The sequence below is a fragment of the Streptomyces sp. TG1A-60 genome, from assembly GCF_037201975.1.
Taxonomy (GTDB): domain Bacteria; phylum Actinomycetota; class Actinomycetes; order Streptomycetales; family Streptomycetaceae; genus Streptomyces.
In genome coordinates, this window is record NZ_CP147520.1 from 2,257,440 (window position 1) to 2,283,610 (window position 26,171).

The window sequence follows — 26,171 nt, forward strand, 5'->3', positions numbered from 1 at the left end:
ACAGAGGACGGATCGTCAGCGGTGGCTGCCAGACTCTTCGCCATGGAGAAGATCGATTCCTGGGACACGCTGACGGAGGCGGTCCGCTCGGGGGAGAAGGTCAGGTACCTGCCTTTCTGGGGGCACCGGCCACGGCCCGACGGCCGGATCGGCGCGAGCTGTCTGAGCCAGTGGTGGCCGTCGCCGTTCACGGTGGACGGCGTGGAGTACGCGACGGCCGAGCACTGGATGATGGCGTCCAAGGCCCGGCTCTTCGCGGACCCGGAGGCGGAGCGTCAGGCCGTCGCCGCGTCGGGCCCCGCCCGGGCCAAGAAGATCGGCCGGCTCGTCCACGGCTTCGACGACACCGTGTGGGAGCGGGAGCGCTTCGCGATCGTCGTCGAGGGCAGCGTCCACAAGTTCGCCGCGCACCCGGACCTGCGGGCGTTCCTGCTGGGCACGGGGAACCGGGTGCTCGTCGAGGCCAGCCCCCTCGACCGCGTCTGGGGCATCGGTCTCGCGGCGGACGACGAACGCGCCATGGACCCCACGCGCTGGCGGGGCCCCAACCTGCTGGGCTTCGCGCTGATGGCGGCTCGGGAGCGGTTGCTGAGCGGCGGCGAAGCGTAGGCGGGGCGTTCGGGGGCCGCGCGTCGTCGGGCTGCGGGAGGCGGTGGTCGCGGCTGCACGGCCGGGCCACGGCGGACCGGCGGTCAGGTCAGGGCCGCCGGGGTGCTGCCTTCGGTCGGCAGCACCAGGGACAGCGAGGTGGAGTAGCCGTCGTAGAAGGGGTCGGGGTCCGAGTCGTGGCCGCCACCGCCGGGCGCCACGATGATGAGGACGAGGAAGCCGACGCCGACCAGGATGCCGACCGCTCCGCAGATGATCCCGGCCAGCGCGTGCCCCGGGTTCGTCGCCTCGCCCCGGCGCACCTTGGCCCGGCCCACGAACCCGAAGATCACGGCCGTGACCCCGAGCGGAATCGCCAGCGGCCACAGGCAGAACAGCGCGGCGGCGCAGATCCCGAGCACCATCGCCGCGATGCCCATCCCGTTGCTCGGCGGCGGCGCCATCACGGGCCAGGCATGGGCGGGGGCGGGATAGCCGACGCCGGGGTGGACGTGCCCGCCCGGGTACCCCGGATACCCGGAGTACTGGGGGTAGCCGTACGGGATGTGCCCAGGGCCCTCGGGGCTGATCGGCGGGGGCGGGACGGGCGCGCCGGTGGCGCCGGCTCCGGGCGGCGGGAAGGAGGCCTCGGGCGCGGGGGCGGCGAACGGGTTCGGGGTGGGGGCGGACGACATGGCGGGCCGTGGGCCGCCCGGGGGTGCGAACGCGCTGGGGCCGGCCCACGGCTGCGGGGTGGTGGCCGGGGGAGGCGTCGGCGCACCCGTGCCGTGCGGCGCGGGGGTGCTCACGTCGACGCCCGGCAGGGACGTGACCGTCACCTGGTCGTGCACCGAGGGCGGGGCGGCCGGGGTGGGGCTCGGTGCCGCGGTACCGGTCGGCGCGGCCCACGGGTCGTGTGCGGCCGGGGCGGCGGAGCCGGCGGGGGCGGAGAGCCCTGCGGAATCGGCGGACGCAGGCGCATCGGCGGAACCGTCAGCGGGCACGCCGGAACCGGTGGACCCGCCGTCCGGCCCCGGGGACGCGGCCGGCTTGTCCAGCGGGACCTTCTGCCGCGCCGGCACCGCGTCCCCGGGCTGCGGGGCGGCGTCCCGGTCGGTCGGCAGGGGGACACCGTCGGCCATGGTCGGCGGGGGAACGCTGTCGGCTGCGGCCGGCGGGGGCGGGACGCGGTCCTGCGGGGATGCCCGGGGGTCCGGCTGCGGGCCGGCCGGTGTTTTCGGAGTCGGTGCCTCGTCGGACGACATACGTGGATCCCCCTGTAGCGTTCCGTGCCGCTCTGCGTCGCGCTTCCCGCCGTACAGCACCCAGCTGTACGTTCGGTCATGCTAAGGCCCGGGGTGTGGCGTGCGGACCGCCGCCTACGATGATCCCCGAGTCATCGATCAGCCGATCACCCGCGTCCCCCGACGAGGCCACGGTCCGGGGCGGGCGCCGTTCCCGGGGAGGAACCTTGACCGACCACCGCACCACGCAGGGCGTGCCCGTCACCCCCGACGTTCCCGGCATGTCCGACCCCGGCCGCTCCGGCACCCGAGACCTGCGCTCCTTCATCGCCGGCCTGCCGAAGGCCGAACTGCATGTGCACCACGTCGGCTCCGCCTCCCCCCGTATCGTCTCGGAGCTGGCCGCACGCCACCCCGACTCCCAGGTGCCGACGGACCCCGAGTCGCTCGTGGACTACTTCACGTTCACGGACTTCGCCCACTTCATCCAGGTGTATCTGTCCGTCGTCGACCTGATCCGCACACCGGAGGACGTCCGGCTGCTGACGTTCGAGGTGGCGCGGGACATGGCCCGGCAACAGGTGCGGTACGCCGAGCTGACCATCACGCCGTACTCCTCGACCCGACGCGGGGTCGACGAGGTGGCCTTCATGGAGGCGATCGAGGACGCGCGGAAGGCGGCGGAGGCCGAGTTCGGGACCGTACTGCGCTGGTGCTTCGACATCCCCGGCGAGGCGGGGCCGGCCTCCGCCGAGGAGACGGTCCGGCTCGCCACCGACGACCGGCTGCGGCCGGAGGGGCTGGTGTCGTTCGGGCTCGGCGGGCCCGAGGTCGGCGTGGCCAGGCCGCAGTTCAAGCCGTACTTCGACCGTGCGATCGCGGCCGGGCTGCACTCCGTTCCGCACGCCGGCGAGACCACCGGCCCCGAGACGGTGTGGGACGCCCTGCACGCCCTGCGGGCGGAGCGCATCGGGCACGGCACGAGCGCGGCCCGCGACCCGAAGCTCCTCGCGCACCTGGCCGAGCACCGGATCGCCCTGGAGGTCTGTCCGACCTCGAACATCGCCACACGCGCGGTCCGCACCCTCGACGAGCATCCCCTCAAGGAGTTCGTGGAGGCCGGGGTCCTCGTGACCGTCAACTCCGACGACCCGCCGATGTTCGGCACCGACCTCAACACCGAGTACGCGGTCGCCGCGCGTCTCCTCGACCTCGACGAGCAGGGGCTGGCCGCCCTCGCGAAGAACGCGGTGGAGGCGTCCTTCCTCGACGAGCCCGGCAAGGCCCGTCTGTCCGCCGAGATCGACACCTACACGTCGGCCTGGCTCACCCCCTGACCCGACCGCGATCCCACCGCCCCAGCCCCCCGTCGACTCCGCATCGGACACCAGATCCACAAGGAACCCCATGCGCACCGTCACCACCGTGGCTCATCGCGGCGCCCCCTACCACCACCGGGAGAACACCCTCGGCTCCCTGCGGGCCGCGCTCGAACTCGGCGCGGACGCCGTCGAGTTCGACGTACGGACGACCCGTGACGGCGTCCCCGTCCTGCTCCACGACCCGACGCTGAACCGGCTCTGGGAGCTGGACCGGCCGCTGGCCGCGCTCTCCGCCGCGGAGCTGCGCGGGCTGACGGCCGACGGGGTGCCGACGCTGGCCGACGCGCTGCTCGCCACCGACGACAGCCGGATCATGGTCGACCTGCCGGGGGCGGACGGCCCCCGGGCGGTGCGGCAGGTGCTGGACGTCGTACGGGAGTACGAGGCAGAGGACCGGGTCTACTACAGCGCCGACCCGGCGACCGTGCTCGCCGTGCGGGAGGCCGCCCCCACCGCCGAGATCGCCCTCACCTGGAAGACCCTCGCCCCACCGCGCCCCGCCCTCCTCGACGCCATCCGCCCCCGCTGGCTCAACTACCGCTTCGGCCTGGTCACCCGTGCCCTCGCGGACCGCGTCCACCGCGACGGCTGTCTTCTCTCCGTCTGGACCCCCGACACCCGCCGCTCCATGCGACGCCTGATGGACCTGGGCGTCGACTCGATCACCACGAACCGGATCGACGCGCTGTGCCTCCTGCGAGACGGCCAGGGCCCGACCCCTACACCTCGGACCGCTGCGCCACCGTCGCCGCGTCCTCCGGCTCGTTTCGGGTGACGTACTGCGGGACCGGTGCCGTGTCCTTGCCGTTGTCACGGACGAGGCCGTAGCGGACGGCGCCCTGGTCGGGGCCGTGGTTGACGTCCTCGGTGACGGTGTCCCAGGTGGCGGGGGCGACCGTGAGGTTGTAGTCGGCGCCGCGTTCGTTCTGGGTGAGGGTGACCGTGCCGTCGAGGTAGAAGTACTCGTTCTGCCACATCTGCTGGGTGCCTTCGGGCAGGACTGTGTATCCGGTGTCGGGGCCACCCATGCCGGAGGTTTTGCCGTCGGCGGACATCGGGTCGTCCATGCGCCGGCCGCCGCCCGAGGCCACGTGGAAGAGCCTGCCCTTCAGACCGGTCCAGGACGGCATGACCAGGGCGCCCGCCCGGTACTGGGGCGCGATCTGCCAGCGGACCAGGACGTAGCCCTCGCCGGTGAGGGTCACGTGGTCGCCGCGGTGGTTCATCGTGGCCCTCGTGCCGCCGCTGCTGGTGAGGCCGGTCTCGGGTCGGCGCGGGAGGGCGGCGGGCGGAGTCCTTGGAGCCGGCGCCTCGTCCACGGTGTCGACCACGGTGCCGTACAGATCCGTCTTCGCCGTCGGCGAAGGGGTGGCGGAAGGGGACGGTGCGGACGAGGGCGACGCGGACCGAGGCACCGGGGCGGCGGGCGCGCGGGCCGTACTGAGCGCGGTGGGCGCGGCCTGCGAGGGCCGGTCGTCCGGGGGCTGCGTCACGACGTACGCGCCACCGGCGGCGATCGTCGCGCCCGCCGTCACCGCGACGGCGGGCTTGGTGAGGGCGCCGAGCACCTTGGCGGACCAGCCCACCGAGGCGGTGGCGGCGGTCGCGGCCACGGCGGTCTTCCCGCCGAACGCCAGTGACAGGGTGAAGCCGACGGGCACGGGGACCAGGGCGAGCCCGACGAGGAGGCGTTCGGCGGGGACGACGACCTGGCCGGGGCCGTCGTCGGCGCACCGGGCGCAGCCGCGGATGTGCCGGGCGATGCGCTTGCGCCACACCGAGTCGGGCCGGCCGCTCCAGCGGACGGTGACCCGGCCCAGCTCGGCACAGGAGGAGTCGAGGGCGCGGACGATGCGGCGCGCGGTTTCGAGGCGGGCCTTCATCCGCTGCACGCGGACGGCGGCGTGCTGCCGGCTGATGCCGACGGCGGCGGCGAGTTCGCGGCGGGTAAGTTCACCCGCCACCTCCAGCCACCACAGCGACAGCAGTTGCCGGTCCTCGTCGTCGAGCCAGCGGACCGCCTCCGCGACCTCACGTCGCTGACCCTCCAGCTGGAGCCGCAGCACGGTCAGTTCGGCGAAGTCGGTGGCACCGTGGGCGTCGCTGTCGTCAAGCTGGTCGGCGGTGCGCCGACGCGCCCGGTCCCGTATCTGCCGCATCGCGATCGCGACCAGCCAGGAGCGGAAGCTGTCCGGATCACGCAGCGTGTCGAGGTTGTCGACGGCACGCAGCATGGTCTCCTGCACGACGTCGTCGACGTCGGCGTGGCCGTTGAGGGCCCGGCCCACGATGTTGTAGACGAGCGGCAGCCACCCCTCGACCAGCTCGTCGAGAGCGCGCCTGTCCCCTGCCTGCGCGGCCGCGATGGTGGAGCGCCACTGCCGCCCGTCCACGTACGTTCCTTCCGGTCCTGCTGGTCTCACCCTGTTCACTCGGCTGTGATCCGTACCTTCTCAGCCAACCCTGTGACGTGGGGAACCTCCGAGGCGGAGATCACACTGCCCATACGGCTCACTCCTGTACGTGGGGAAACAGGGGATACCCGGGGAGACGCGGTGAGGGCGCCCGGGATAACAGTTTTTCCACCCGGCCCGTACGGCCGCCGCCCGGGGCGTCAGAAGTGAGTGGGGCCCACCGGACGGGGTGGGCCCCAACGGGAGGTCGAGGGGCTGTCAGCCGCCGGGGAGATAGCGGATCGCGGCGATGTCGAACTGCAGGCGCACCTTCTCGCTCACCATGGCACCGCCCTCCGCCAGGCGCTGGTCGTACGTGAGACCCCATTCGGAACGGTTGATGGTGGTGGTGCCGTCGAAACCGACCCGCTCGTATCCGAACGGGTCCATGACGTGTCCTATGTAGGTGAGTTCCAGATCGACGGGACGGGTGATGCTCTTGATGGTGAGTTCGCCGGACATGCGATAGACGTCACTGTCCACCGGACGCACCGCCGTACTGACGAAACGCATCCGTGGAAAGTTCGCGGCGTCCAGGAAGTCGCGGCCCGTCAGATGGGCGTCGCGCTGTTGCACACCGGTGTCGACGGACGCGGTGGACATGACGATCTCGGCCCGCGAGCGCGTCGGATCACGGCCGTCGAAGTACAGTCGGCTCTGGTACTCCGTGAACGCCCCGCGCACTGTCGTCACCAGGGCGTGGCGGACGGAGAAGCCGATACGGCTGTGCGCCGCGTCGATCACCCACTCTCCGGTCAGTGTCGCCAGGGCGGGATCGGACGGGTCGGTGGGAGCGAAAGCCGCTGACTCGTGGGGGAGTTGGGTGGCTGTGGGGGGTGCCGGGCGGCGTAGTGAGGACGCAGCACGGTTGAACAGGTTCATGATTCACGTAACTACGTCACGACGGAATCCGCCGCAACCCTTCGGTGACGGACCCGTCGGGTCCGTATCGGCACCGAAAGGCCGATAAAGCGGCACCGAGCGGCAGGCACTCGCACGATCTCCACAGCGCCGCCACGTATTGTCCGCCTGAAGTCGCCACCGGACGGCCGGAATTCGACCCGTGCGATCAGTGGGTCCACGGCGCCGCGCCGGTCCATCGCTGTGAACCCGGAGACCCGCCCGGGGACGGCTTCCGCGAGGAGAACACTCCCGCGGTCGGCCTGGTCCGCGCGATCGACAGGCCCTGGGTGAACTCCCTCTGCTGCGCCGCGCACGCCACATCCTCAACCCGCCCGGCACCGCCGCCCCGCGTCCACCAGCACCTCGACCTCGGCCGGGGCGAGGTCGACCGGTACGCCTTCTTCGGCACGCTCCGCGAGCTGGACTTCGACGGCGTCGCCACCGCACGCGGCTTCGCCCGGGAGGAACGCGCCCGCGAATTTCCCGCCTCCCTGTCCTTCCTGTCCTTCCTGCTGAACCGCATCACCAAGGAGTTCGCCTGACAGGGCGGCCCGGTGTGCGACCCGGCCACGAACGAACTCCCCGCGCTCCTGGGGCCGAAGGCCTCCAGCGACGCGGGGAGCCGTACGGACAACCGCAGTCCGCCCGCGGCCCCAGCCGGCCGCAGCCACAGCCGCCGGCGAACCCTCAGTCCAGCGACGTCATCACGTGCTTGATCCGCGTGTAGTCGTCGAACCCGTAGCCCGACAGGTCCTTGCCGTACCCGGACTTCTTGAACCCCCCGTGCGGCATCTCCGCGACCAGTGGAATGTGCGTGTTGATCCACACGCACCCGAAGTCCAGCGCCTTCGACATCCGCATCGCCCGCCCGTGGTCCTTCGTCCACACCGACGAGGCGAGGGCGTACTCCACGCCGTTCGCCCACTCGACGGCCTGTCCCTCGTCCGCGAAGGACTGCACGGTGATGACCGGTCCGAAGACCTCCTTCTGGATGATCTCGTCGTCCTGCTTCAGCCCGGAGACGACGGTCGGCGCGTAGAAGTACCCCTTCTCGCCGACCTGGTGACCGCCGGACTCGACCTTGGCATGGGCCGGCAGCCGCTCGATGAACCCGGCGACCTGCTTGAGCTGGTGGGGGTTGTTGAGCGGCCCGTACAGCACGTCCTCGTCGTCCGGCTGCCCGGTCTTCGTCTCTGCGGCGGCCTTCGCCAGCGCGGCCACGAACTCGTCGTGGACGGACTCCTGGACGAGGACGCGGGTCGCGGCCGTGCAGTCCTGCCCGGCGTTGAAGAAGCCCGCCACCGAGATGTCCTCGACGGCCTTGGCGATGTCGGTGTCGCCGAAGACGACGACCGGCGCCTTGCCGCCCAGCTCCAGGTGGACGCGCTTGAGGTCCTTGGACGCGGTCTCGGCGACGGACATGCCCGCGCGCACGGAACCGGTGATGGAGGCCATCGCCGGGACCGGGTGCTCGACCATCAGACGCCCGGTGTCACGGTCGCCCGTGATCACGTTGAAGACGCCCCTCGGCAGGATCGCACCGATGATCTCGGCGATCAGGACGGTCGACGCCGGGGTGGTGTCCGACGGCTTCAGTACGACCGTGTTGCCCGCGGCGATCGCCGGCGCGAACTTCCACACGGCCATCATCATCGGGTAGTTCCACGGCGCGACCTGTGCGCAGACACCGACCGGCTCACGGCGGACGATGGAGGTCATGCCCTCCATGTACTCGCCGGCCGAGCGGCCCTCCAGCATCCGCGCGGCGCCCGCGAAGAATCGGATCTGGTCGACCATGGGCGGGATCTCCTCGGAGCGGGTCAGGCCGATCGGCTTGCCCGTGTTCTCCACCTCCGCCGCGATGAGCTCCTCGGCCCGCTCCTCGAACGCGTCGGCGATCTTCAGCAGGGCCTTCTGGCGCTCGGCGGGGGTCGTGTCCCGCCAGGCCGGGAAGGCGGCCTCGGCGGCGGCCATCGCCGCGTCGACGTCGGCCTGCCCGGACAGCGGCGCGGTCGCGTAGGCCTCGCCGGTCGCGGGGTTGACCACCTCGGTGGTCCGTCCGTCGACGGCGTCACGGAATTCCCCGTCGATGTAGTTACGCAGACGACGCAGCTCGGTGCTCACTGCCGGCCCTCCAGTTGTGGGTGTCCGGGGCTGGGGTGTCCATCCCTTGAGACACCACCCTAATCCGCCGCCTCGCGTTTTCAACAACCCCGACACCTCGACTTCTGCGAAATCCGCAAGGTTGACGCCCATAGACAACGAATTTCATCGATCCTGCCTTGCGGAACTGTCGATACCTCGTGCACAGTGAGGTCGTGGCCAGTCGAAACGCAGACCAGAGAGACTCCAGGGAAGCCGGGAAGGACTCCAAGGAGCCCAGGAGCGGCACACCGCAGCTGGACGCCGTCTCCCTCGCCATCGTCGAGCAGCTCCAGGAGGACGGACGCCGGCCGTACGCCGCGATCGGCAAGGCCGTCGGCCTGTCCGAGGCGGCCGTGCGCCAGCGTGTCCAGAAGCTGCTCGACCAGGGCGTGATGCAGATCGTCGCCGTCACCGACCCGCTCACCGTGGGCTTCCGTCGGCAGGCGATGCTCGGCGTCAACGTCGACGGCGACCTGGATCCCGTGGCGGACGCGCTGACGGCCATGGCGGAGGTCGAGTACATCGTGATCACCGCCGGCTCCTTCGACCTCATGGTGGAGATCGTCTGCGAGGACGACGACCACCTCCTGGAGGTCATCAACAAACGCATCCGGACCCTGCCCGGCGTGCGGTCCACCGAGAGCTTCGTCTACCTCAAGCTCAAGAAGCAGACCTACATGTGGGGAACCCGATAGCCGTGAGCGACGACACTTCCAAGGACCTCAGCAGGACCGCGTACGACCACCTGTGGATGCACTTCACCCGCATGTCCACGTACGAGAAGGCCCCGGTCCCCACCATCGTCCGGGGCGAGGGCACGTACGTCTACGACGACCGGGGCAAGCGGTACCTCGACGGTCTCGCGGGACTGTTCGTGGTCCAGGCGGGCCACGGCCGCACCGAGCTCGCGGAGACGGCGTTCAAGCAGGCGCAGGAGCTGGCCTTCTTCCCGGTGTGGTCCTACGCCCACCCGAAGGCCGTCGAACTGGCGGAACGTATCGCCTCCTACGCTCCGGGCGATCTGAACAAGGTCTTCTTCACCACCGGCGGCGGCGAGGCGGTCGAGACCGCCTGGAAGCTCGCCAAGCAGTACTTCAAGCTCCAGGGCAAGCCGACCAAGTACAAGGTCATCTCGCGTGCCGTGGCCTACCACGGCACCCCGCAGGGCGCCCTGTCCATCACCGGCCTGCCGGCCCTGAAGGCCCCCTTCGAACCGCTGGTGCCGGGCGCGCACAAGGTCCCGAACACCAACATCTACCGGGCCCCGCTCTTCGGCGACGACCCGGAGGCCTTCGGCCGCTGGGCCGCCGACCAGATCGAGCAACAGATCCTCTTCGAAGGCCCGGAGACGGTCGCGGCGGTCTTCCTGGAGCCGGTGCAGAACGCCGGCGGCTGCTTCCCGCCCCCGCCCGGCTACTTCCAGCGGGTCCGGGAGATCTGCGACCAGTACGACGTACTGCTGGTGTCGGACGAGGTCATCTGCGCCTTCGGCCGGCTCGGCACGATGTTCGCCTGCGACAAGTTCGGCTACGTCCCGGACATGATCACCTGCGCCAAGGGCATGACCTCGGGCTACTCCCCGATAGGCGCCTGCGTCGTCTCGGACCGCATAGCCGAGCCCTTCTACAAGGGCGACAACACCTTCCTGCACGGCTACACCTTCGGCGGCCACCCGGTCTCCGCGGCCGTCGGCCTCGCCAACCTCGAACTGTTCGAGCGCGAGGGCCTCAACCAGCACGTCCTCGACAACGAGGGCGCGTTCCGGTCGACGCTGGAGAAGCTGTACGACCTGCCGATCGTCGGCGACGTCCGAGGCAACGGCTACTTCTACGGAATCGAGCTGGTCAAGGACAAGGCGACGAAGGAGAGCTTCGACGACGAGGAGACCGAGCGGATCCTCTACGGCTTCCTGTCGAAGAAGCTGTTCGAGAACGGCCTGTACTGCCGTGCCGACGACCGGGGCGACCCGGTCGTCCAGCTCGCCCCGCCGCTGATCTCCGACCAGTCGGCCTTCGACGAGATCGAGCAGATCCTGCGCGCGACCCTGACGGAGGCGTGGACCCTGCTGTAACCCTCCGGCGGTCACGCCGGAACACCCCGGCACCCGCGCGATCCGGCCCGGGACGCGCCCATCCGAGTGAGATGGGGGCGTCCCGGGCCGTGTGCTGTCCGGCCCCGGCCGCCCCGACTCCCTAGCGTGCCCCTGTAACCGATCGGCCCTGCCTTCGTTCCCCCGGACGGGGGACTCCCCCGGCAATCCTGATCCGAACCGAGGTGTACGCCCATGGTGGCCCCGCCGGACAACGACGTGCTCTGGGCACGTGGTCTGACCTACGCGCACGACGGCTCGCCCGCCCTGCAAGGCGTGTCGATGGGCGTCCGCGAGGGCGAGATCCTCGCCGTCACCGGCCCGCGCGGCAGCGGCAAGACCACCCTCCTGCGGTGCCTGTCCGGACAACTGCGGCCCCAGCAGGGCGCGGTGTGGTTCAACAGCATTCCCGTGCACACCATGGGCCCGCTCGCCCGGGAACGGCTGCGCCGCGACCGCTTCGGCTGGATCGACCCCGAGCCGGTCCTCGTGCCCGAGCTGAACGCCTGGGAGAACACCGCGCTGCCGCTGATGCTCCGCGGCACCGGCCGCCGGGCCGCCAAGGCCGCCGCCCTGGAGTGGCTGGAGCGCCTCGACATCCGCGACGCGGCCCGCAAGCGCCCGCACGCCCTGCTCCAGTCCGAGCGCCAGCGGGTGGTCGTCGCCCGCGCCCTGGCCGCCGCCCCCACCGTGCTCTTCGCGGACGAACCGACCGCCCCGCTGCACCGGGCCGACCACACCCATGTACTGCGCACCCTCACCGCGGCGGCCCGCTCGCACGACATCACGGTCGTCCTCGCCACCCACGACACCGCGACCGCGTCCCTCGCGGACCGCGCGGTGTCCCTGCTCGACGGGCGGTGCGTGAAGACGGTCCGTCTGCCCTCCGCCGCCGCGGGGGAAGGCCGGGCAGCCCCCGCGGGAGGAGGCCGCGCCGCGTGCTCGCTCTCCGCCTAGCCCGCCGGGCCCACCCCGTCGTCCAGCTCCGCCGCCTCCTGGTCACCGCCGCCACCGGCGGCACCGGCTTCCTGCTGCTCTGTGCCCTCGGCCACGCCCTGGCCCATCCGCACGCCCCGGCCGGTTCGGTGCTCCGGCTGGCCTGGTGCGTCGCGCCCGCCGCCGCCACCGTGTACTTCGCGGTGACGGTGGCCCGCACCGACCCGGGCACCCGGCCGCGTCCCGGCCTGTCCGCGATCGGCCTCGGCCCCGGCCGGCTGGTGGTCATCTCGGCGGTCACGACGGCCCTGTCCACCGTCCTCGGCTCGCTCCTCGCGCTGCTCTTCTTCCTCCACCTGCGCGGCGACCTCACGGGCATGCCGTTCGACGGCGCCGCCGCCGACATCCTCGCCGCCGGACGGCCCCTGCCCCTGCCGGCCGCCCTCACCCTCCTCTCCGTGGTGCCGGCCGTCGCCTCCGCGACGACCGCCCTCGTCCTGCGCCCCAAGGGCACCCGGGCCCGGCCCGTCGGCCCCCGGACCCGCTTCACGGCGTACGACACCTTCGATCTCCGCCGGTGGGCCGCGTCCCCTGCGGGTGCGACGAGATACGAGGAGGAACCGGACGAGGAGGAACCGGACCAGGAGGCCGCCGCCCCCACAGGCCCACGGGAGCTGTCGGAACCGCCGACGCCACGCCCCGCGCCCGGCGGCCTCCCCTGGGGCGTCGCCATGCTCCCCATCGGCCTCGCCGTCGCGACGTACGCCGGAGAGCCCGACGCCGGCTCCGGCGTCACACTCCCCGGCGGCTTCGCGAACAGCCCCGCCGGAGTCCTCGGCGGCTGGCTGCTCACCGCGCTCGGGCTGGTCCTCGCCGGGCCCGGTCTCACCCACCTCACCGGACGGCTGCTCCAGGCCGTGCGCCCCGGCGCACTGCGGCTCCTCGCCGGGCGCGTGCTCCAAGAGGATGCCCGGCGCATCGGGCGCCCCCTCGGAGTGGTGTGCGCGGTGACCTCCGGGGCGTACGTCATGGTGACGCTCTCCTCCGGCGCGCGTCCCACGGTCGGCCCGCTCACCCTGCTGGGCACGTTCGTGGTGGCCGGCTGCGCCGTGCTCACCCTCGCCACGGCCGCCGTCGAGGCCCGGCGGGCACACGCCGACACCACGGCCGCGCTGTTGCGGCTGGGGGCACCCGGCATGCTGCCCCGCCAGGCGGCGCTGCTCCGCGCGGGCGCCCTCCTCGCCGTGTTCGGCCCGCTGACCTGGACGGTCGCCCAGCTGGCGGCGCTCCCGCCGACCGCCTGAGCACCCCTGCCCGAGGGTGCCGGAAAACTCGTGCGAAAAAGATTCGCGAACGCCGATAAGTTCCGCGGGAGCCCCCGGTCTACCCCTGCGAACGGACCGCAACCTACGGGAGAGACCTCGCCATGTACCAGCAGATGATCTTCGTCAACCTGCCCGTGAACGACCTCGACGCCTCGAAGAAGTTCTTCACGGAGCTCGGGTACTCGATCAACCCCCAGTTCAGCGACGAGAACGCGGCCTCGGTCGTGATCAGCGAGACCATCGTGGCAATGCTGCTCACCAAGCCGTTCTACGCGTCCTTCACCAACAAGGAGATCGCGGACTCCACGAAGACCAGCGAGGTGATGCTGGCTCTGAGCGCCGAGAGCCGCGCGCAGGTGGACGAGCTGGTCGACAAGGCGGTCGCCGCCGGCGGCACCGCCTCGGAGAAGGTCCAGGAGATGGACTTCATGTACGGCCGCGCCTTCGACGACCTCGACGGCCACACCTGGGAGGTCGTGTGGATGGACCCGGCCGCGATCGAGGGCTGAGCCCCGTCCCGTCGGCCGCCGTACGAGCGGTCGCGCGGACCGTGCCCAGCATGGGCGGGTGCAGACGGTGCCCGCCCATGCGGCCCACCACGACGACCACGAGATCGAGACGATCGAGGAGTTCGACGAACTCGTCTCGGCCCGTGGCGCCCTCTCCGGATTCCGGGTGCAGGCCGTCGACCTGACGGACCGTACCCGCGAACTCCTCACCGCCGACGCGGCGGGCGCCGTCTTCCTCGGCTGCCCGATGCGCGAGGCGGCGGCGGCGAAGATCCGCGCGGACGGCGCCCTGGTCTTCCCGCCCGTACCGGGTCTGCCCTTCGCCCCCTACCGCGGTCGGCTGTCCCTCCCCGACGAGTTGTTCGCGTCCCTGTCGGACGGCGGTTACGAGGCGACGCCCGACGCCCGCTCGTACACCCGGTTCCAGCGGACCAGGCCGACCGGGACGTCTTCGCGTCCACGCTGCACGCCGTCCACGACGACTCCGCCTCGGACGCCCGCGGCGAAGTCCTCCTCGGCACACGGGTGGTGGGGGTGATGGACGGCCACGCGATGGCCCCGCGGCACCGAGGCGTACGAGGGCGCCGCCCGGCCCGGATCGCCCTGGTGGAGCGGATCGAGGAGGCCCCGGAGGCCCTGACGCGGCTGGGGGACTGAGCCGGGAACGAGACCGGGGGCGAGAATTCCGCAGGCTGCCGACCGGTGCTCAAACATTCGGACGGTTCATCACCGGACAGAGCCAACCGCTCGGACGCTTCTTCGGATTGACAGTACTTATCGCGCGCTTATAAACCTGTGAGGCACATGGGGAAGCCGCTGTTCCGGCGGCGCCCCCGTCACCCCCCAACTTCCCTGCGCTTCCCGTGAAGGGCAAACGTGTCCATATCCCCCCGTATCGCGCGGACTTCGCGTTGTATCGGTGTTGCCGTCGCATCCGCCGCACTCGTGTTCGGCGCCGCGGGCAACGCCATGGCCAGCAGCATCAAGGACTTCTCCGCCGTCGCCGAGTGCGACGGTGACAAGGGCGTCATCCGCGTCACCGACGTGGACCCGCTGGGCATCAAGGCCGAGATCACGGTCTACCTGGAGAACAACGGGGCCGACCTGCGCAAGGTCGGCAGCCGGACGATCGAGAACTCCACCGCCGAGGGTGTCACCATCACCTTCGAGGAGGACTGGGAGCCGAACGCCGAGTACCGCATCCACGTCACGGCGGACAAGTACGTCGACGAGGACATCGCGCCGAACCTGGTCGCGCCCGCCGAGGCGTGCGGGAAGGAGGCGGACACCCCGCCGGCCCCCGCCGAGAGCCCGGAGAAGCCCGCCCAGCAGGAACCGTCCGAGGCCGAGAAGTCCCCCACCCCGCCGACCTCGAAGAACACCGCGTCGGCGGGCACCAGCAACAACAACGTCCCGTCCGCCGAGGGCGGCTCCGACCTCGCCGAGACCGGCACCGATGCCGGCACCGGCCCGATAGCCGGTGCCGCGGCGGCCCTGGTCGCCCTCGGCGCCGGCGCCATGTACTACAGCACGCGGCGGCGTGGAGCCTCCACCCGCTGATCGGTTGCACACGGCTGTGGCCCGCACCCCTCTGTGAGGGGTGCGGGCCACAGCCGTGTCAGGGAGAGCCGGTTCTCGGCCTCGGCCGCCCGCTCACCCGAACGTCGCCCGCTCCAGCCAGAAGTCCAGCAGCCCCCGGTCCCCCAGCACCTCCAGTTGCCCGCCGTCCGGCGGGAGTCGACGGTAGAAGGCGAGCAGGACCTCGGTGAGCGGGCCGCGCAGCGCGACCGTCGCCTTCTCGTGGCCACGGCGCCAGCGCACGACGTCCTCGGTCAGTTCCACGGTCCACTCGGCGTTCACGTCGTCGGAGGCGTCGGTGGCGTGCAGGTGGATGCTGCGCCCGGCACCGCGCAGTTCGGCCGCCTCGTCGTGCGGCATGGTCCGCTGGACGAACTCGACGATCTCCAGCCACTCGTCGATCGCGTCGGCGGCGATCTCCGGCGCCACCTCGACCGGCCGTCCCACGGTGAGCGCGGCGTCGGCGCCGTGGATGACCTGTTCATGGGCCATCCGGCGGGCCCAGAACCCCGCGCTCCGCTCCCACCCCCACGACCACACCGGCGCCTTTGGCCCCGCCTCACGCAGCGTGGCGACGATGGTCGCGCCGGTCTCCGCGAGCCACGCGTCCAGCGCGGCGGGGTCCCCCTGCTTCTCGGGGCCCTCGCAGAGCGGGACGTCCGACTCGGGCACCTCTTCCTTCGACCGGGTCCGTACGTTCAGTTCGACCCAGCGCAGGGCGCCGCCGGTGTGGCGTATCAGCTCTTCCAGTGACCAGTCGGGACAGGTCGGCACGGTCGCCGACAGATCGGCGCCGGAGGTCACGATGTCCCTCAACCGCCGTACCTGGAACTCGATCTCGGTGCAGTAGCGGTCGTGCCGGACTCGGGGTTCTTGCCTGCTCATGGTCATGGTGCCGCACCTTATGCGGCCGGACCGCCCTCCAGCACGACGATTTCGGCCGCGTCGAAGCTCACGCCGACCTCGTCCCCGGGCTCCGGCGCGTCCCGCAGGGCGCACGCCGCCTCCAAACGCGGCGCATCCCCCGGCTGAAGGTGCACGGCGACATGGGTGCCCCGGAAGGTGCGCGCGGCCACGGTGCAGCGCAGCCCGTCGGCCGCGTCGACCAGCCGTACCCCGGCGGCCCGGACCAGGAGCGCGCACGGCCCCTGCGGTGCGCCCTCCGGCACCGGCACCTTGCCCCACGGGGTGTCCGCGGCCTGCCCGGCCACCGTCGCGTCGACCACGTTGTCGAAGCCGAGGAAGCGAGCCACGAACTCGTTCACGGGCCGCTGCCAGACCTCAAGGGGCGTGCCGGACTGGGCGATCCGGCCGTCCCGCATCACCACGACCCGGCCGGCCAGCGCGAACGCCTCACCCTGGTCGTGCGTGACCGCCAGCACGGTGGTGCCCAACACCCCGAACAGCTCCCGCAGTTCGACGACGAGCCGCTCCCGCAGCGAGCGGTCCAGCTGACCGAGGGGTTCGTCGAGCATCAGCAGCCGGGGGCGCGGGGCGAGGGCGCGGGCCAGCGCGACCCGCTGCTGCTCACCGCCGGACAGCTCTCCGACCCGCCGGCGCGCGGCCCCGGGCAGCCCCACCAGCTCCAGCAACTCCCTCACCCGTCCGGCCCGTTCGTCCTTCGCGGCCCCGCGCATACGAGGCCCGAAGGCGACGTTGCCGGCCACGTCCCGCTGCGGGAAGAGCTGGTGGTCCTGGAACATCAGGCCGACGCCACGCTGGTGCGCGGGCACGCCCGACTGGTCCCGGCCGTCGAGCAGCACCCGCCCGCCGTCGAGGGGTTGGAGCCCGGCGACCACCCGCAGCAGCGTCGACTTGCCACTGCCACTGGGCCCCAGCACACACACGACCTCGTGCTCCGCGACCTCCAGGTCGACCGCGTCGAGCACGGGCCGCCCGTCGAACCGTACGGTCGCCTCCGCAAGCCTGAGCAACATCAGAACTCCCCCGTGCGATCGGTACGGAGTCGTTCCAGCACCAGCAGGGCCACCGCGCACACCACCATCAGAATCGTCGAAAGGGCCATGGCCTGGCCGTAGTTGAGGTCCCCGGGCCGGCCGAGCAGCCGTGCCACGGCGACCGGCAGCGTCGGGTTGTCGGCGCGCGCGATGAACACGGTCGCCCCGAACTCCCCGAGCGACACGGCGAAGGCGAACCCGGCGGCGATCAGCAGCGCCCGCCGCACCATCGGCAGGTCGACCTCGCGCCACACCCGCCAGGGCGACGCCCCGAGCACGGCCGCCGCCTCCCGCAGCCGCTCGTCCACCGCCCGCAGCACGGGCAGCATGGTCCGTACGACGAAGGGGACGCCCACCAGTGCCTGGGCGAGCGGCACCAGGATCCAGGACGACCGCAGGTCCAGCGGCGGCTCGTCCAGCGCGATCAGGAACCCGAAGCCGACGGTCACCGCGGACACCCCGAGCGGCAGCATGAGCAGCGCGTCGAAGCCCCTGACGAGCCGGCCGGCCCGCCGGGTGAGCGCGGCGGCGGAGAGGGAGCCGATCAGCAGGGCGATGGCGGTCGCGGCCAGCGCGTAGCTGAGCGAGTTGCCGACCGCCTCGATCGGCGCCACCAGGAAGATCCCGCTGTCGTCACCGGTCAGCGCCTTGTAGTAGCCGAATCCCGGCGCGTCGAGCGACCGCTCCACCAGCACGCCCAGCGGCAGCAGAATCAGCACCACGACGGTGGCGAGGACCATGCCCAGCAACGCCCACTGTCCCGCCCCGCGTGGCTTCCGGGCCGTGAGCGACGCGTCCCCCAGCCGCAGCGCGCTCTCCCGCCGCCGTACGGTCCAGGCGTGCACGACGAGGACCAGAGCGACCGCGACGAACTGCACGAGCGTCAGCACGGCGGCCGTCGCCAGGTCGAAGATCTCCGAGGTCTGCCGGTAGATCTCCACTTCGAGCGTCGAGAAGGTCGGCCCACCGAGAACCTGCACCACCCCGAACGAGGTGAAGGTGAAGAGGAACACCATCAGCGTGGCGGCGGCCACGGCGGGCCCGAGCGCCGGGAGCGTCACCTTCCGCCAGGCCGCGAGCGGGGACGCCCCGAGCATCCGCGCGGCCTCCTCCTGCCGGGGGTCGAGCTGCGCCCAGAGGCCGCCCACCGTCCGTACGACGACGGCGTAGTTGAAGAACACATGCGCGAGCAGGATCGCCCAGACCGTCGTGTCCAGACGTACGCCCCACAGGTCGTCGAACATCCCGCCACGCCCGACCAGCGCCAGGAACGCCGTGCCGACGACCACGGTGGGCAGCACGAACGGCACGGTGACGACCGCCCGCAGGATGTCCTTGCCCCTGAAATCGAAGCGCGCGAAGACATACGCGCCAGGGAGCGCGATCAGCAGCGTGAGCGCGGTCGAGACGAGCGCCTGCCAGGTGGTGAACCACAGCACGTGCCGGATCCCGGAGTCCCCCAGCACCTCCGCGATCCGCCCGAACCGCCAGCCCCCGCCTTCCCCTTCGGCCTTCAGCCCCCGTGCGACGATCGCGGCGACGGGATAGGCGAAGAACACCGCGAAGAAAACGACGGGCAGGACCATGAGCCCGAGCCGCGCCGCGCTGCCTGTGCGGGCCCTCCGCCGAGGGGCCTTCGCCGCCTCGGCAGGTGTCCCGGTTACTTCAGTACGAGCGAGGTCCACGACTTGACCCACTGGTCACGCTTCTCGGCGATCTTCTCCGGCGCCATGGTCTCGGGGTCCTTCGCCGCGGGCCCGTACTCGGTGAACTCGGCGGGCACGGACGCCCCCTCGACCACCGGGTACACGAACATGTTGAGCGGCATGTCCTCCTGGAACTCCTTCGAGATCAGGAAGTCGATCAGCGCCTTGCCGCCCTCGGCGTTCTTCGCGTTGCTCAGCAGCCCCGCGAACTCGATCTGCCGGAAACAGGTGCCGGTCGCGACCCCGGTCGGCGCGGTCTTCGGGCGCGGGTCCGCGTAGACGACCTCGGCGGGCGGCGAGGAGGCGTACGACACGACGAGGGGCCGGTCGCCCCCGGCCTTCTTGCCGTCCGTCGAACCGGAGAACTCCTGGTAGTACGCCTGTTCCCAGCCGTCGACGACCTTCACACCGTTGGCCTTGAGCTTCTGCCAGTATCCCTCCCATCCCTCGTCGCCGTACTTCGCGGCCGTACCGAGGACGAATCCGAGTCCGGGCGAGGATGTGGAGGCGTTCTCGGTGACGAGGAGATCCTTGTACTCGGGCTCGACCAGATCGTCGAACGTCTGCGGCGGATCGATCTTGTGCTCGGTGAAGTACGCCTTGTCGTAGTTGACGCAGATGTCACCGGAGTCGACGGGCGTCACCCGGTGCTCGTCCTTGTCGAGCTGGTACTCGGCGCCGACCTTGTCGAGGCCCTTCGCCTCATACGGCTGGAAGAGGCCGTTGTCGAGCGCGCGCGACAGCAGCGTGTTGTCGACGCCGAAGAAGACGTCGCCCTGCGGGTTGTCCTTGGTCAGGATCGCCTGGTTCACGGCCTGGCCGGCGTCACCGCTCTTGAGGACCTTGACCTTGTAGCCGGACTCCTTCTCGAACGCCTTCAGCACGTCCTTGGAGTAGGCGAAGGAGCCGTGGCTGACGAGGGTGACGGTCTTGGAATCGGTGCCACCGTCGCTGCCACCCGATCCGGACGACCCGCACGCCGACAGAGTGACCAGGCCCAGCCCGACGACCAGGACCGTTGCCTTCTTGGTGATGCCCACTGACTTGATTCCTCCTGGGGGTGACCAGGAAGAGACGCGGCCCTGCCCGGGATCCCGAAGGGTTCCCGCGCAGGGCGCAACAGCTTGAGTGATGACCGAACTTCCTACCCAGAATGACCTGGGCGAGGTTCAGAGGGTCTGCGGCCTGGTTGCCGCACTCTCAGCGCTGTGGCGCTCCCCTGTCGGAATATGAAGATGTGTACGAAGGTCAGAGTACCCCGTGGCCGGATCCTGACTCCCGCCCGGTGGCCGGCACTCCGCCTACCTCTCGGTGGCCGCCAGTTGCCCGCACGCCCCGTCGATCTCCTGCCCCCGGGTGTCCCGGACGGTCACCGGCACACCGTGCGCGGCGATGGCGTCGACGAACGCCTTCTCGTCCTCGGGACGGGAGGCGGTCCACTTGGAGCCCGGCGTCGGGTTGAGCGGGATGAGGTTGACGTGCACGGGCCTGCCCTTGAGCAGCCGGCCCAGCCGGTCACCGCGCCACGCCTGGTCGTTGATGTCCCGGATGAGTGCGTACTCGATGGACAGCCGCCGCCCGGACCTGGCCGCGTACTCCCACCCGGCGTCCAGGACCTCGCGCACCTTCCACCGCGTGTTCACCGGTACGAGCGTGTCCCGCAGCTCGTCGTCCGGCGCGTGCAGCGAGATCGCGAGCCGGCACTTGAAGCCCTCGTCCGCGAACCGGTGGATGGCCGGCACGAGCCCGACCGTCGACACGGTGATCCCCCGCTGCGAGAGCCCGAGCCCGTCCGGCTCGGGATCGGTGAGCCGGCGGATGGCCCCGACGACGCGGTTGTAGTTGGCGAGCGGCTCACCCATCCCCATGAAGACGATGTTGGAGAGCCGCGCGGGCCCACCCGGGATCTCCCCGTCCCGCAGCGCCCGCATCCCGTCGACGATCTGATGGACGATCTCGGCGGTGGACAGATTCCGGTCCAGCCCGGCCTGCCCGGTGGCGCAGAAGGGACAGTTCATCCCGCACCCGGCCTGCGAACTGATGCACATGGTGACCCGGTCCGGGTACCGCATCAGCACCGACTCGACGAGCGTCCCGTCGAACAGCCGCCACAGCGTCTTCCGCGTAGTCTCCTGGTCGGTCGACAGATGCCGCACGACCGTCATCAGCTCCGGAAGCAATGCCTCCCGCAGCTTCGTGCGCGCACCCGCGGGGATGTCGGTCCACTGTTCCGGGTCGTGCGCGTACCGCGCGAAGTAGTGCTGCGACAGCTGCTTGGCGCGAAACGGCTTCTCCCCGACCGCGGCAACAGCCTCCTTACGCTCCGCAGGCGTGAGATCAGCGAGATGCCGCGGCGGCTTCTTGGCTCCGCGGGGGGCGACGAAAGTGAGTTCTCCGGGTGCAGGCATAACCCTCCCAGTGTCGCAGATCAACTCTGGTGGCCCAGGCCACAGCGTGCCAGGGGCCGACTGCCCCGGAGTTCACGCCAGTGGGCCCCGTCCCGGCGAACCGGGGCGGGGCCCACACGCGTCACGTACGCATCGCCGACCGGTCAGCCGGAGCCCACGAACAGCACCAGGAGCAGCCAGACCACCGGAGCGGTCGGGAGGAGGGAGTCCAGGCGGTCCATGATGCCGCCGTGGCCCGGCAGCAGGGTGCCCATGTCCTTGATGCCGAGATCCCGTTTGATCATGGACTCGCCGAGGTCGCCCAGCGTGGCGCTGGCGGCGACGGCGAGGCCGAGGAGCAGGCCCTGCCACCAGATGCCGTCGTCGATGACGAACTGCATGAGCAGCGCGCCCGCGGCCATGGCGAAGGCGACCGCGCCGAGCAGACCCTCGCGGGTCTTGCCGGGGCTGATGCGGGGCGCGAGCTTGTGCTTGCCGAAGCGCCAGCCGACGGCGTACGCGCCCGTGTCGCTGACGACGGTCAGCACCAGGAACACGAGGACCCGCCGCGGCCCGTCGTCGGCGGTGAGCATGAGCGCGACGAACGTGGCCAGGAACGGCACGTAGAAGGCCGCGAAGACCCCTGCCGTGACGTCCTTGAGGTAGTTCTCCGGCGGTTCCGTCATCCGCCAGACGAGCACGGCGAGCGCGGTGAGCGCCATGGCCACCCACGCGCCCTCGGGCCCGCGTACGTACCCGGCGACGACCATGGCGGCCCCGCCGACCGCGAGCGGCACGAGGGGCGCCTTGATGCCCCTGCGTTCCTGCAGGCGGGAGGTGAGCTCCCACAGCCCCACCACCACGGCGACCACTATCACGCCGACGAAGGCCGCCTTGACGATGAACAGCGACGCGACGATGACCACGCCGAGCCCGACGCCGACTCCTATGGCGGCACTCAGGTCACGGCCCGCGCTCTTCTTCTGCGGGGCGGGTTGCGGGGCGTCGGGCATGGGATCCGGCTTCTGCGGCGCCCCCCCGTGGGGACGCGCCGACGGCGTCTCGTCGCGGAACGGGGGCCGCCCTCCCGGGCGGCCCCCCGGTCGTCGTCCTGGTTCCCGCCATGCGAGGGTACATCGGGCACGATGGGCATGGCCTGAGTCTGCATCGGACGCTGGTCCTCGGACGCATCGTACGTGGGACCCGCCGGGGCGTGCCCCTGGACAGGTCCCCGGTCGGTCGGCGCCCAGTACCCGGCTTGTGGCGGCGCCCCCCAGGAAGAGTCGTTCATCAGACCTCGAGGAGCTCCGCTTCCTTGTGCTTGAGCAGCTCGTCCACCTGAGCGACGTACTTCGCGGTGGTGTCGTCGAGCTCCTTCTCCGCACGACGGCCCTCGTCCTCACCGACCTCGCCGTCCTTGACGAGCTTGTCGATCGCGTCCTTGGCCTTGCGGCGAACAGAGCGGATGGACACCTTGGAGTCCTCCGCCTTGCTCTTGGCGACCTTGATGTAGTCGCGGCGGCGCTCCTCGGTCAGCTCGGGGAACACCACCCGGATGATGTTGCCGTCGTTGCTCGGGTTGACACCGAGGTCGGAGTCGCGGATCGCCTGCTCGATGTTGCGCAGGGCGGTCTTGTCGAACGGGGTCACCACGGCCATTCGCGGCTCCGGCACCGAGAACGAGGCCAGCTGGTTGATCGGCGTCAGCGCACCGTAGTAGTCGGCCACGATCTTGTTGAACATCGCCGGGTGCGCACGACCGGTACGGATCGCCGCGAAGTCGTCCTTGGCGACCACGACGGCCTTCTCCATCTTCTCCTCGGCCTCGAGGAGGGTCTCTTCGATCACCACTTGCTCCTGCGTGTCTTGAGTAGGCCCGGCAGCTGTACTTGGTCTGGTCGGCGGCCGGCTGCGTCGCGTCTTGTTCCTGCACGGTTCCCGACCGGCAGGACATTGTCCATCCCCCGGTCAGGCTCCGTCCCCCGGGCAGGGGAGGGACCCGGTCAGGCCCGGCTTCCCTGATCACCCACGAGAGTGCCGATCTTCTCACCCTTGACGGCCCGCGCGATATTGCCCTCCTTGAGAAGCTCGAACACGAGGATCGGGAGCTTGTTGTCACGGCAGAGCGTGATGGCGGTGGCATCGGCGACCTTGAGCTCGCGGGTGATGACCTCGCCATAGCCGAGGGAGTCGAACCTGACCGCGTCCGGGTTGGTCTTGGGGTCGGAGTCGTAGACCCCGTCCACGCCGTTCTTGCCCATGAGCAGCGCCTCGGCGTCGATCTCCAGGGCACGCTGGGCGGCGGTGGTGTCGGTGGAGAAGTACGGCATGCCCATACCGGCGCCGAAGATGACCACGCGGCCCTTCTCCAGGTGGCGCACGGCGCGCAGCGGGATGTACGGCTCGGCGACCTGGCCCATGGTGATGGCGGTCTGGACCCGGCTGTCGATGCCCTCCTTCTCCAGGAAGTCCTGGAGGGCGAGACAGTTCATGACCGTGCCGAGCATGCCCATGTAGTCCGAACGGGCCCGGTCCATGCCGCGCTGCTGGAGTTCGGCGCCGCGGAAGAAGTTGCCGCCGCCGATGACTACGGCGATCTCCGCTCCGTCACGTACGACGGCCGCGATCTCCCGGGCGATGGCGTGCACCACGTCCGGATCGACGCCGATGGCACCGCCCCCGGAGAACGCCTCTCCGGACAGCTTCAGCAGGTACCGGCCGCTTACTTTGCCGTCGTCGCTCTTCTGGGGCTTGGTGGTCATGGAGATCTCGCCTCTTTACGTGTCGCACATACGAAGAAGGCCATTGCCGGTGGGGTGGTGTTCACATCCCATGCGCGGCAACGGCCTCCTCGTCAGATCTGCTGTCGTCCGTCACGCGTCACGCGTCACGCGCGCAGGTGGCGGCGTACGCGAACGACTGCCCTCGACCCTATCGGGGTCGGGTGCCCGTCGCGTAACGGACTCAGATGCCGACCTTGATGCGCGTGAAGCGCTTCAGGGTGACACCGGCCTCGTCCAGGACCTTCTGGACGGACTTCTTGTTGTCGAGCGCGTACGGCTGGCCGAGCAGCGTGGCGTCCTTGAAGAAGCCGCCCAGGCGACCCTCGACGATCTTCGGCAGGGCGGCCTCGGGCTTGCCCTCGGCGCGTGTGGTCTCCTCGGCGACGCGGCGCTCGGACTCGACGACCTCGGCCGGCACGTCCTCCCTGGAGAGGTACTTCGGCGCGAAGGCGGCGATGTGCTGGGCGACACCCTTGGCGAGCTCGGCGTCGGCCTTGTCCAGCTCGACCAGGACACCGATCTGCGGGGGCAGATCGGGCATGGTGCGGTGCATGTAGGCGAAGACGAAGCCGTCGGCGAACTGCGCGAAGCGGTCGAGGACGATCTTCTCGCCGAGGTTGGCGTTGGCCTCGTCGACGTACGCCTGGACGGTCTTGCCAGCCTCGATCTCGGAGGAGAGCAGGGTGTCGATGTCGGCCGGGGAGGTCTTGGCGACATGCTCGGCGATCGCGGCGGCGGCGGCCTGGAACTTCTCGCCCTTGGCGACGAAGTCCGTCTCGCACTTCAGCTCGACGAGGACACCGGAGGTGTTGTCGTCGGCGATGAGGGATACCACTGCACCGTTCTCGGCGGAGCGGCCCTCGCGCTTGGCGACGCCCTTCTGGCCCTTGATACGCAGGGCCTCGACGGCCTTGTCGACGTTGCCCTCGGCCTCGTCCAGCGCCTTCTTGCAGTCCATCATGCCGGCGCCGGTGAGCTCACGGAGCTTCTTGACGTCGGCGGCGGTGTAGTTCGCCATGATCTGTGAATCTCTTCTCGGAGTTCGAAGTCTCGAAGTCGGCGTCAGCCGCCGCTCGTGGGGCGGGCCTCCGCCGAAGATCTACGGGCTATGGGTGAACGGCGGGCGGCGCGCTCGGCGCCACCCGCCGTCGTGTCGTCAGCCCTACGACCGTGAAGGTCAGGCCTGCTCGGCGTCCGCGGCCGGAGTCTCGGCGGCTGCCGGGGCCTCCTCTGCGGCGGGGGCCTCGGCAGCGGCCTCGGCCGGAACCTCAGCGGGGGCCTCGGCGGCAGCCGGAGCCTCAGCGGCGGCCGGGGCCTCCTCGGCCTTCTTCTCGCCCTCGAGCAGGTCGCGCTCCCACTCGGCCAGCGGCTCGCCGGCGGCCTTCTCGCCCTTGCCCTCGGTGGCGACACCGCTGCGGGAGATGAGGCCCTCGGCGACGGCGTCAGCGATCACGCGGGTGAGCAGGGTGACGGAGCGGATCGCGTCGTCGTTGCCCGGGATCTTGTAGTCGACCTCGTCGGGGTCGCAGTTGGTGTCGAGGATGGCGACGACCGGGATGTTGAGCTTCCGGGCCTCGCCGACCGCGATGTGCTCCTTCTTGGTGTCCACGATCCAGACGGCGCTGGGCACCTTGGACATCTCGCGGATACCGCCGAGGGTCTTCTCCAGCTTGGCCTTCTCGCGCGAGAGCACGAGAAGCTCCTTCTTGGTCAGACCGGACGCGGCGACGTCCTCGAAGTCGATCTGCTCAAGCTCCTTGAGGCGCTGCAGACGCTTGTAGACGGTCGAGAAGTTGGTGAGCATGCCGCCCAGCCAGCGCTGGTTGACGTAGGGCATGCCGACGCGGGTGGCCTGCTCGGCGATGGCCTCCTGCGCCTGCTTCTTCGTGCCGACGAACATGACCGTGCCGCCGTGGGCGACGGTCTCCTTGACGAACTCGTAGGCGCGGTCGATGTACGACAGCGACTGGAGCAGGTCGATGATGTAGATGCCGTTGCGCTCGGTGAAGATGAAGCGCTTCATCTTCGGGTTCCAGCGACGGGTCTGGTGACCGAAGTGGACGCCGCTCTCCAGCAGCTCCCGCATCGTGACGACGGCCATGGCCGTTCTCCTTGAATTTCTCGGTTGTGCCGCGGGAACCGGACGGCTCCCGCGCCTGACGCCCACGATGCGCCGTTGCCACAA

Annotated in this window: 21 protein-coding genes, 4 pseudogenes and 1 riboswitch; of the genes and pseudogenes, 11 read left to right on the forward strand and 14 right to left on the reverse strand. The window is 70.7% G+C overall.

Annotated features, from left to right (window positions below; all coding sequences use genetic code 11):
* Positions 1-42 precede the first annotated feature (42 nt).
* Positions 43-609, forward strand: a complete 567-nt coding sequence (locus tag WBG99_RS09035; RefSeq protein WP_338895836.1) for an NADAR family protein — start codon at positions 43-45, stop codon at positions 607-609.
* A gap of 83 nt (positions 610-692) precedes the next feature.
* Here the strand turns inward: WBG99_RS09035 and WBG99_RS09040 are convergent, their stop codons facing one another.
* Positions 693-1,730 carry a DUF4190 domain-containing protein gene (locus WBG99_RS09040; RefSeq protein WP_338895837.1) on the reverse strand — a complete coding sequence of 346 codons (1,038 nt, stop codon included), beginning with the start codon at positions 1,728-1,730 and terminating at the stop codon, positions 693-695.
* A 223-nt stretch (positions 1,731-1,953) separates the two neighbouring features.
* On the opposite strand from WBG99_RS09040, the pseudogene WBG99_RS09045 reads away from it, so the two are divergent.
* Both WBG99_RS09045 and WBG99_RS09050 read left to right on the forward strand, forming a co-directional pair.
* A pseudogene (locus tag WBG99_RS09045) lies at positions 1,954-3,169 on the forward strand (adenosine deaminase).
* Positions 3,170-3,239: 70 nt separating this feature from the next.
* The gene (locus tag WBG99_RS09050; RefSeq protein ID WP_338895838.1) at positions 3,240-3,989 is read left to right on the forward strand and encodes a glycerophosphodiester phosphodiesterase; all 750 of its coding nucleotides are present in this window, start codon (positions 3,240-3,242) and stop codon (positions 3,987-3,989) included.
* Here WBG99_RS09050 and WBG99_RS09055 read toward each other — a convergent pair.
* Together WBG99_RS09055 and WBG99_RS09060 are read right to left on the reverse strand one after the other, a co-directional pair.
* Positions 3,934-5,607 carry a sigma-70 family RNA polymerase sigma factor gene (locus WBG99_RS09055; RefSeq protein WP_338895839.1) on the reverse strand — a complete coding sequence of 558 codons (1,674 nt, stop codon included), beginning with the start codon at positions 5,605-5,607 and terminating at the stop codon, positions 3,934-3,936. The genes WBG99_RS09050 and WBG99_RS09055 overlap by 56 nt on opposite strands.
* A gap of 279 nt (positions 5,608-5,886) precedes the next feature.
* Complete coding sequence (locus WBG99_RS09060; RefSeq protein ID WP_338895840.1) at positions 5,887-6,549, reverse strand: YceI family protein; 663 nt, start codon at positions 6,547-6,549, stop codon at positions 5,887-5,889.
* A 216-nt stretch (positions 6,550-6,765) separates the two neighbouring features.
* Here WBG99_RS09060 and WBG99_RS09065 point away from each other — a divergent pair.
* A pseudogene (locus WBG99_RS09065) lies at positions 6,766-7,112 on the forward strand (sugar phosphate isomerase/epimerase); the annotation flags it as partial.
* A gap of 145 nt (positions 7,113-7,257) precedes the next feature.
* On the opposite strand, the gene WBG99_RS09070 reads toward WBG99_RS09065, so the two are convergent.
* Positions 7,258-8,694: a gamma-aminobutyraldehyde dehydrogenase gene (locus WBG99_RS09070; protein WP_338895841.1), complete on the reverse strand. Its 1,437-nt coding sequence runs from the start codon at positions 8,692-8,694 to the stop codon at positions 7,258-7,260.
* Positions 8,695-8,873: 179 nt separating this feature from the next.
* Between WBG99_RS09070 and WBG99_RS09075 the strand changes: the two genes are divergently transcribed.
* The 7 genes and pseudogenes from WBG99_RS09075 to WBG99_RS09105 all read left to right on the forward strand — a co-directional run bounded on the left by WBG99_RS09075 (position 8,874) and on the right by WBG99_RS09105 (position 15,134).
* Positions 8,874-9,410, forward strand: coding sequence for an Lrp/AsnC family transcriptional regulator (locus tag WBG99_RS09075; RefSeq protein WP_338895842.1), 537 nt, complete (start codon positions 8,874-8,876; stop codon positions 9,408-9,410).
* A 2-nt stretch (positions 9,411-9,412) separates the two neighbouring features.
* A complete protein-coding gene (locus WBG99_RS09080; protein WP_338895843.1) occupies positions 9,413-10,786 on the forward strand; it encodes an aspartate aminotransferase family protein in 1,374 nt (457 codons plus the stop codon).
* 213 nt (positions 10,787-10,999) lie between these two features.
* On the forward strand, positions 11,000-11,761 hold the full coding sequence (locus WBG99_RS09085; protein ID WP_338895844.1) for an ATP-binding cassette domain-containing protein: 762 nt from the start codon (positions 11,000-11,002) through the stop codon (positions 11,759-11,761).
* Positions 11,743-13,044, forward strand: coding sequence for a hypothetical protein (locus tag WBG99_RS09090; protein ID WP_338895845.1), 1,302 nt, complete (start codon positions 11,743-11,745; stop codon positions 13,042-13,044). Before WBG99_RS09085 ends, WBG99_RS09090 begins: the two co-directional genes overlap by 19 nt.
* A gap of 122 nt (positions 13,045-13,166) precedes the next feature.
* Complete coding sequence (locus WBG99_RS09095; protein ID WP_338895846.1) at positions 13,167-13,574, forward strand: VOC family protein; 408 nt, start codon at positions 13,167-13,169, stop codon at positions 13,572-13,574.
* Positions 13,575-13,632: 58 nt separating this feature from the next.
* Positions 13,633-14,172, forward strand: a pseudogene (locus WBG99_RS09100) (Rossmann fold nucleotide-binding protein); the annotation flags it as partial.
* A gap of 278 nt (positions 14,173-14,450) precedes the next feature.
* Positions 14,451-15,134 (forward strand): LAETG motif-containing sortase-dependent surface protein, encoded by a 684-nt coding sequence (locus WBG99_RS09105; RefSeq protein ID WP_338895847.1) that lies wholly within the window; start codon positions 14,451-14,453, stop codon positions 15,132-15,134.
* A gap of 93 nt (positions 15,135-15,227) precedes the next feature.
* On the opposite strand, the gene WBG99_RS09110 is transcribed toward WBG99_RS09105, so the two are convergent.
* From WBG99_RS09110 to rpsB, 10 genes and pseudogenes are all read right to left on the reverse strand, one after another.
* Positions 15,228-16,043 (reverse strand): maleylpyruvate isomerase family mycothiol-dependent enzyme, encoded by an 816-nt coding sequence (locus WBG99_RS09110; protein ID WP_338895848.1) that lies wholly within the window; start codon positions 16,041-16,043, stop codon positions 15,228-15,230.
* Positions 16,044-16,054: 11 nt separating this feature from the next.
* Complete coding sequence (locus WBG99_RS09115) at positions 16,055-17,089, reverse strand: ABC transporter ATP-binding protein (RefSeq protein WP_338895849.1); 1,035 nt, start codon at positions 17,087-17,089, stop codon at positions 16,055-16,057.
* Positions 17,089-18,696, reverse strand: a complete 1,608-nt coding sequence (locus WBG99_RS09120) for an iron ABC transporter permease (protein WP_338895850.1) — start codon at positions 18,694-18,696, stop codon at positions 17,089-17,091. The genes WBG99_RS09115 and WBG99_RS09120 overlap by 1 nt, the downstream gene beginning before the upstream one ends.
* A 74-nt stretch (positions 18,697-18,770) precedes the next feature.
* Complete coding sequence (locus tag WBG99_RS09125) at positions 18,771-19,856, reverse strand: thiamine ABC transporter substrate-binding protein (protein WP_338895851.1); 1,086 nt, start codon at positions 19,854-19,856, stop codon at positions 18,771-18,773.
* 83 nt (positions 19,857-19,939) lie between these two features.
* A riboswitch (TPP riboswitch) is annotated at positions 19,940-20,047 on the reverse strand.
* Positions 20,048-20,117: 70 nt separating this feature from the next.
* Positions 20,118-21,224: a 23S rRNA (adenine(2503)-C(2))-methyltransferase RlmN gene (rlmN, locus tag WBG99_RS09130; protein WP_338895852.1), complete on the reverse strand. Its 1,107-nt coding sequence runs from the start codon at positions 21,222-21,224 to the stop codon at positions 20,118-20,120.
* A 143-nt stretch (positions 21,225-21,367) separates the two neighbouring features.
* A pseudogene (locus WBG99_RS09135) lies at positions 21,368-22,494 on the reverse strand (phosphatidate cytidylyltransferase).
* On the reverse strand, positions 22,494-23,051 hold the full coding sequence (frr, locus tag WBG99_RS09140; protein ID WP_045561444.1) for a ribosome recycling factor: 558 nt from the start codon (positions 23,049-23,051) through the stop codon (positions 22,494-22,496). Before frr ends, WBG99_RS09135 begins: the two are co-directional and overlap by 1 nt.
* 155 nt (positions 23,052-23,206) lie before the next feature.
* Positions 23,207-23,965, reverse strand: a complete 759-nt coding sequence (gene pyrH, locus WBG99_RS09145; RefSeq protein ID WP_338895853.1) for a UMP kinase — start codon at positions 23,963-23,965, stop codon at positions 23,207-23,209.
* A 202-nt stretch (positions 23,966-24,167) separates the two neighbouring features.
* A complete protein-coding gene (tsf, locus tag WBG99_RS09150) occupies positions 24,168-25,004 on the reverse strand; it encodes a translation elongation factor Ts (RefSeq protein WP_338895854.1) in 837 nt (278 codons plus the stop codon).
* A 159-nt stretch (positions 25,005-25,163) separates the two neighbouring features.
* A complete protein-coding gene (rpsB, locus tag WBG99_RS09155; protein ID WP_338895855.1) occupies positions 25,164-26,087 on the reverse strand; it encodes a 30S ribosomal protein S2 in 924 nt (307 codons plus the stop codon).
* Positions 26,088-26,171 lie beyond the last annotated feature (84 nt).

What these genes read in the sequence shown, in the direction of transcription:
- WBG99_RS09035 (WP_338895836.1), top strand. Translation starts at nt 43, where the DNA reads ATGGAGAAGATCGATTCCTGGGACACGCTGACGGAGGCGGTCCGCTCG.
- pyrH (WP_338895853.1), bottom strand. Translation starts at nt 23,965, where the DNA reads ATGACCACCAAGCCCCAGAAGAGCGACGACGGCAAAGTAAGCGGCCGG.
- WBG99_RS09040 (WP_338895837.1), bottom strand. Translation starts at nt 1,730, where the DNA reads ATGGCCGACGGTGTCCCCCTGCCGACCGACCGGGACGCCGCCCCGCAG.
- WBG99_RS09060 (WP_338895840.1), bottom strand. Translation starts at nt 6,549, where the DNA reads ATGAACCTGTTCAACCGTGCTGCGTCCTCACTACGCCGCCCGGCACCC.
- rlmN (WP_338895852.1), bottom strand. Translation starts at nt 21,224, where the DNA reads ATGCCTGCACCCGGAGAACTCACTTTCGTCGCCCCCCGCGGAGCCAAG.
- tsf (WP_338895854.1), bottom strand. Translation starts at nt 25,004, where the DNA reads ATGGCGAACTACACCGCCGCCGACGTCAAGAAGCTCCGTGAGCTCACC.
- WBG99_RS09095 (WP_338895846.1), top strand. Translation starts at nt 13,167, where the DNA reads ATGTACCAGCAGATGATCTTCGTCAACCTGCCCGTGAACGACCTCGAC.
- WBG99_RS09085 (WP_338895844.1), top strand. Translation starts at nt 11,000, where the DNA reads ATGGTGGCCCCGCCGGACAACGACGTGCTCTGGGCACGTGGTCTGACC.
- WBG99_RS09120 (WP_338895850.1), bottom strand. Translation starts at nt 18,696, where the DNA reads ATGGTCCTGCCCGTCGTTTTCTTCGCGGTGTTCTTCGCCTATCCCGTC.
- WBG99_RS09110 (WP_338895848.1), bottom strand. Translation starts at nt 16,043, where the DNA reads ATGACCATGAGCAGGCAAGAACCCCGAGTCCGGCACGACCGCTACTGC.
- WBG99_RS09115 (WP_338895849.1), bottom strand. Translation starts at nt 17,089, where the DNA reads ATGTTGCTCAGGCTTGCGGAGGCGACCGTACGGTTCGACGGGCGGCCC.
- rpsB (WP_338895855.1), bottom strand. Translation starts at nt 26,087, where the DNA reads ATGGCCGTCGTCACGATGCGGGAGCTGCTGGAGAGCGGCGTCCACTTC.
- WBG99_RS09050 (WP_338895838.1), top strand. Translation starts at nt 3,240, where the DNA reads ATGCGCACCGTCACCACCGTGGCTCATCGCGGCGCCCCCTACCACCAC.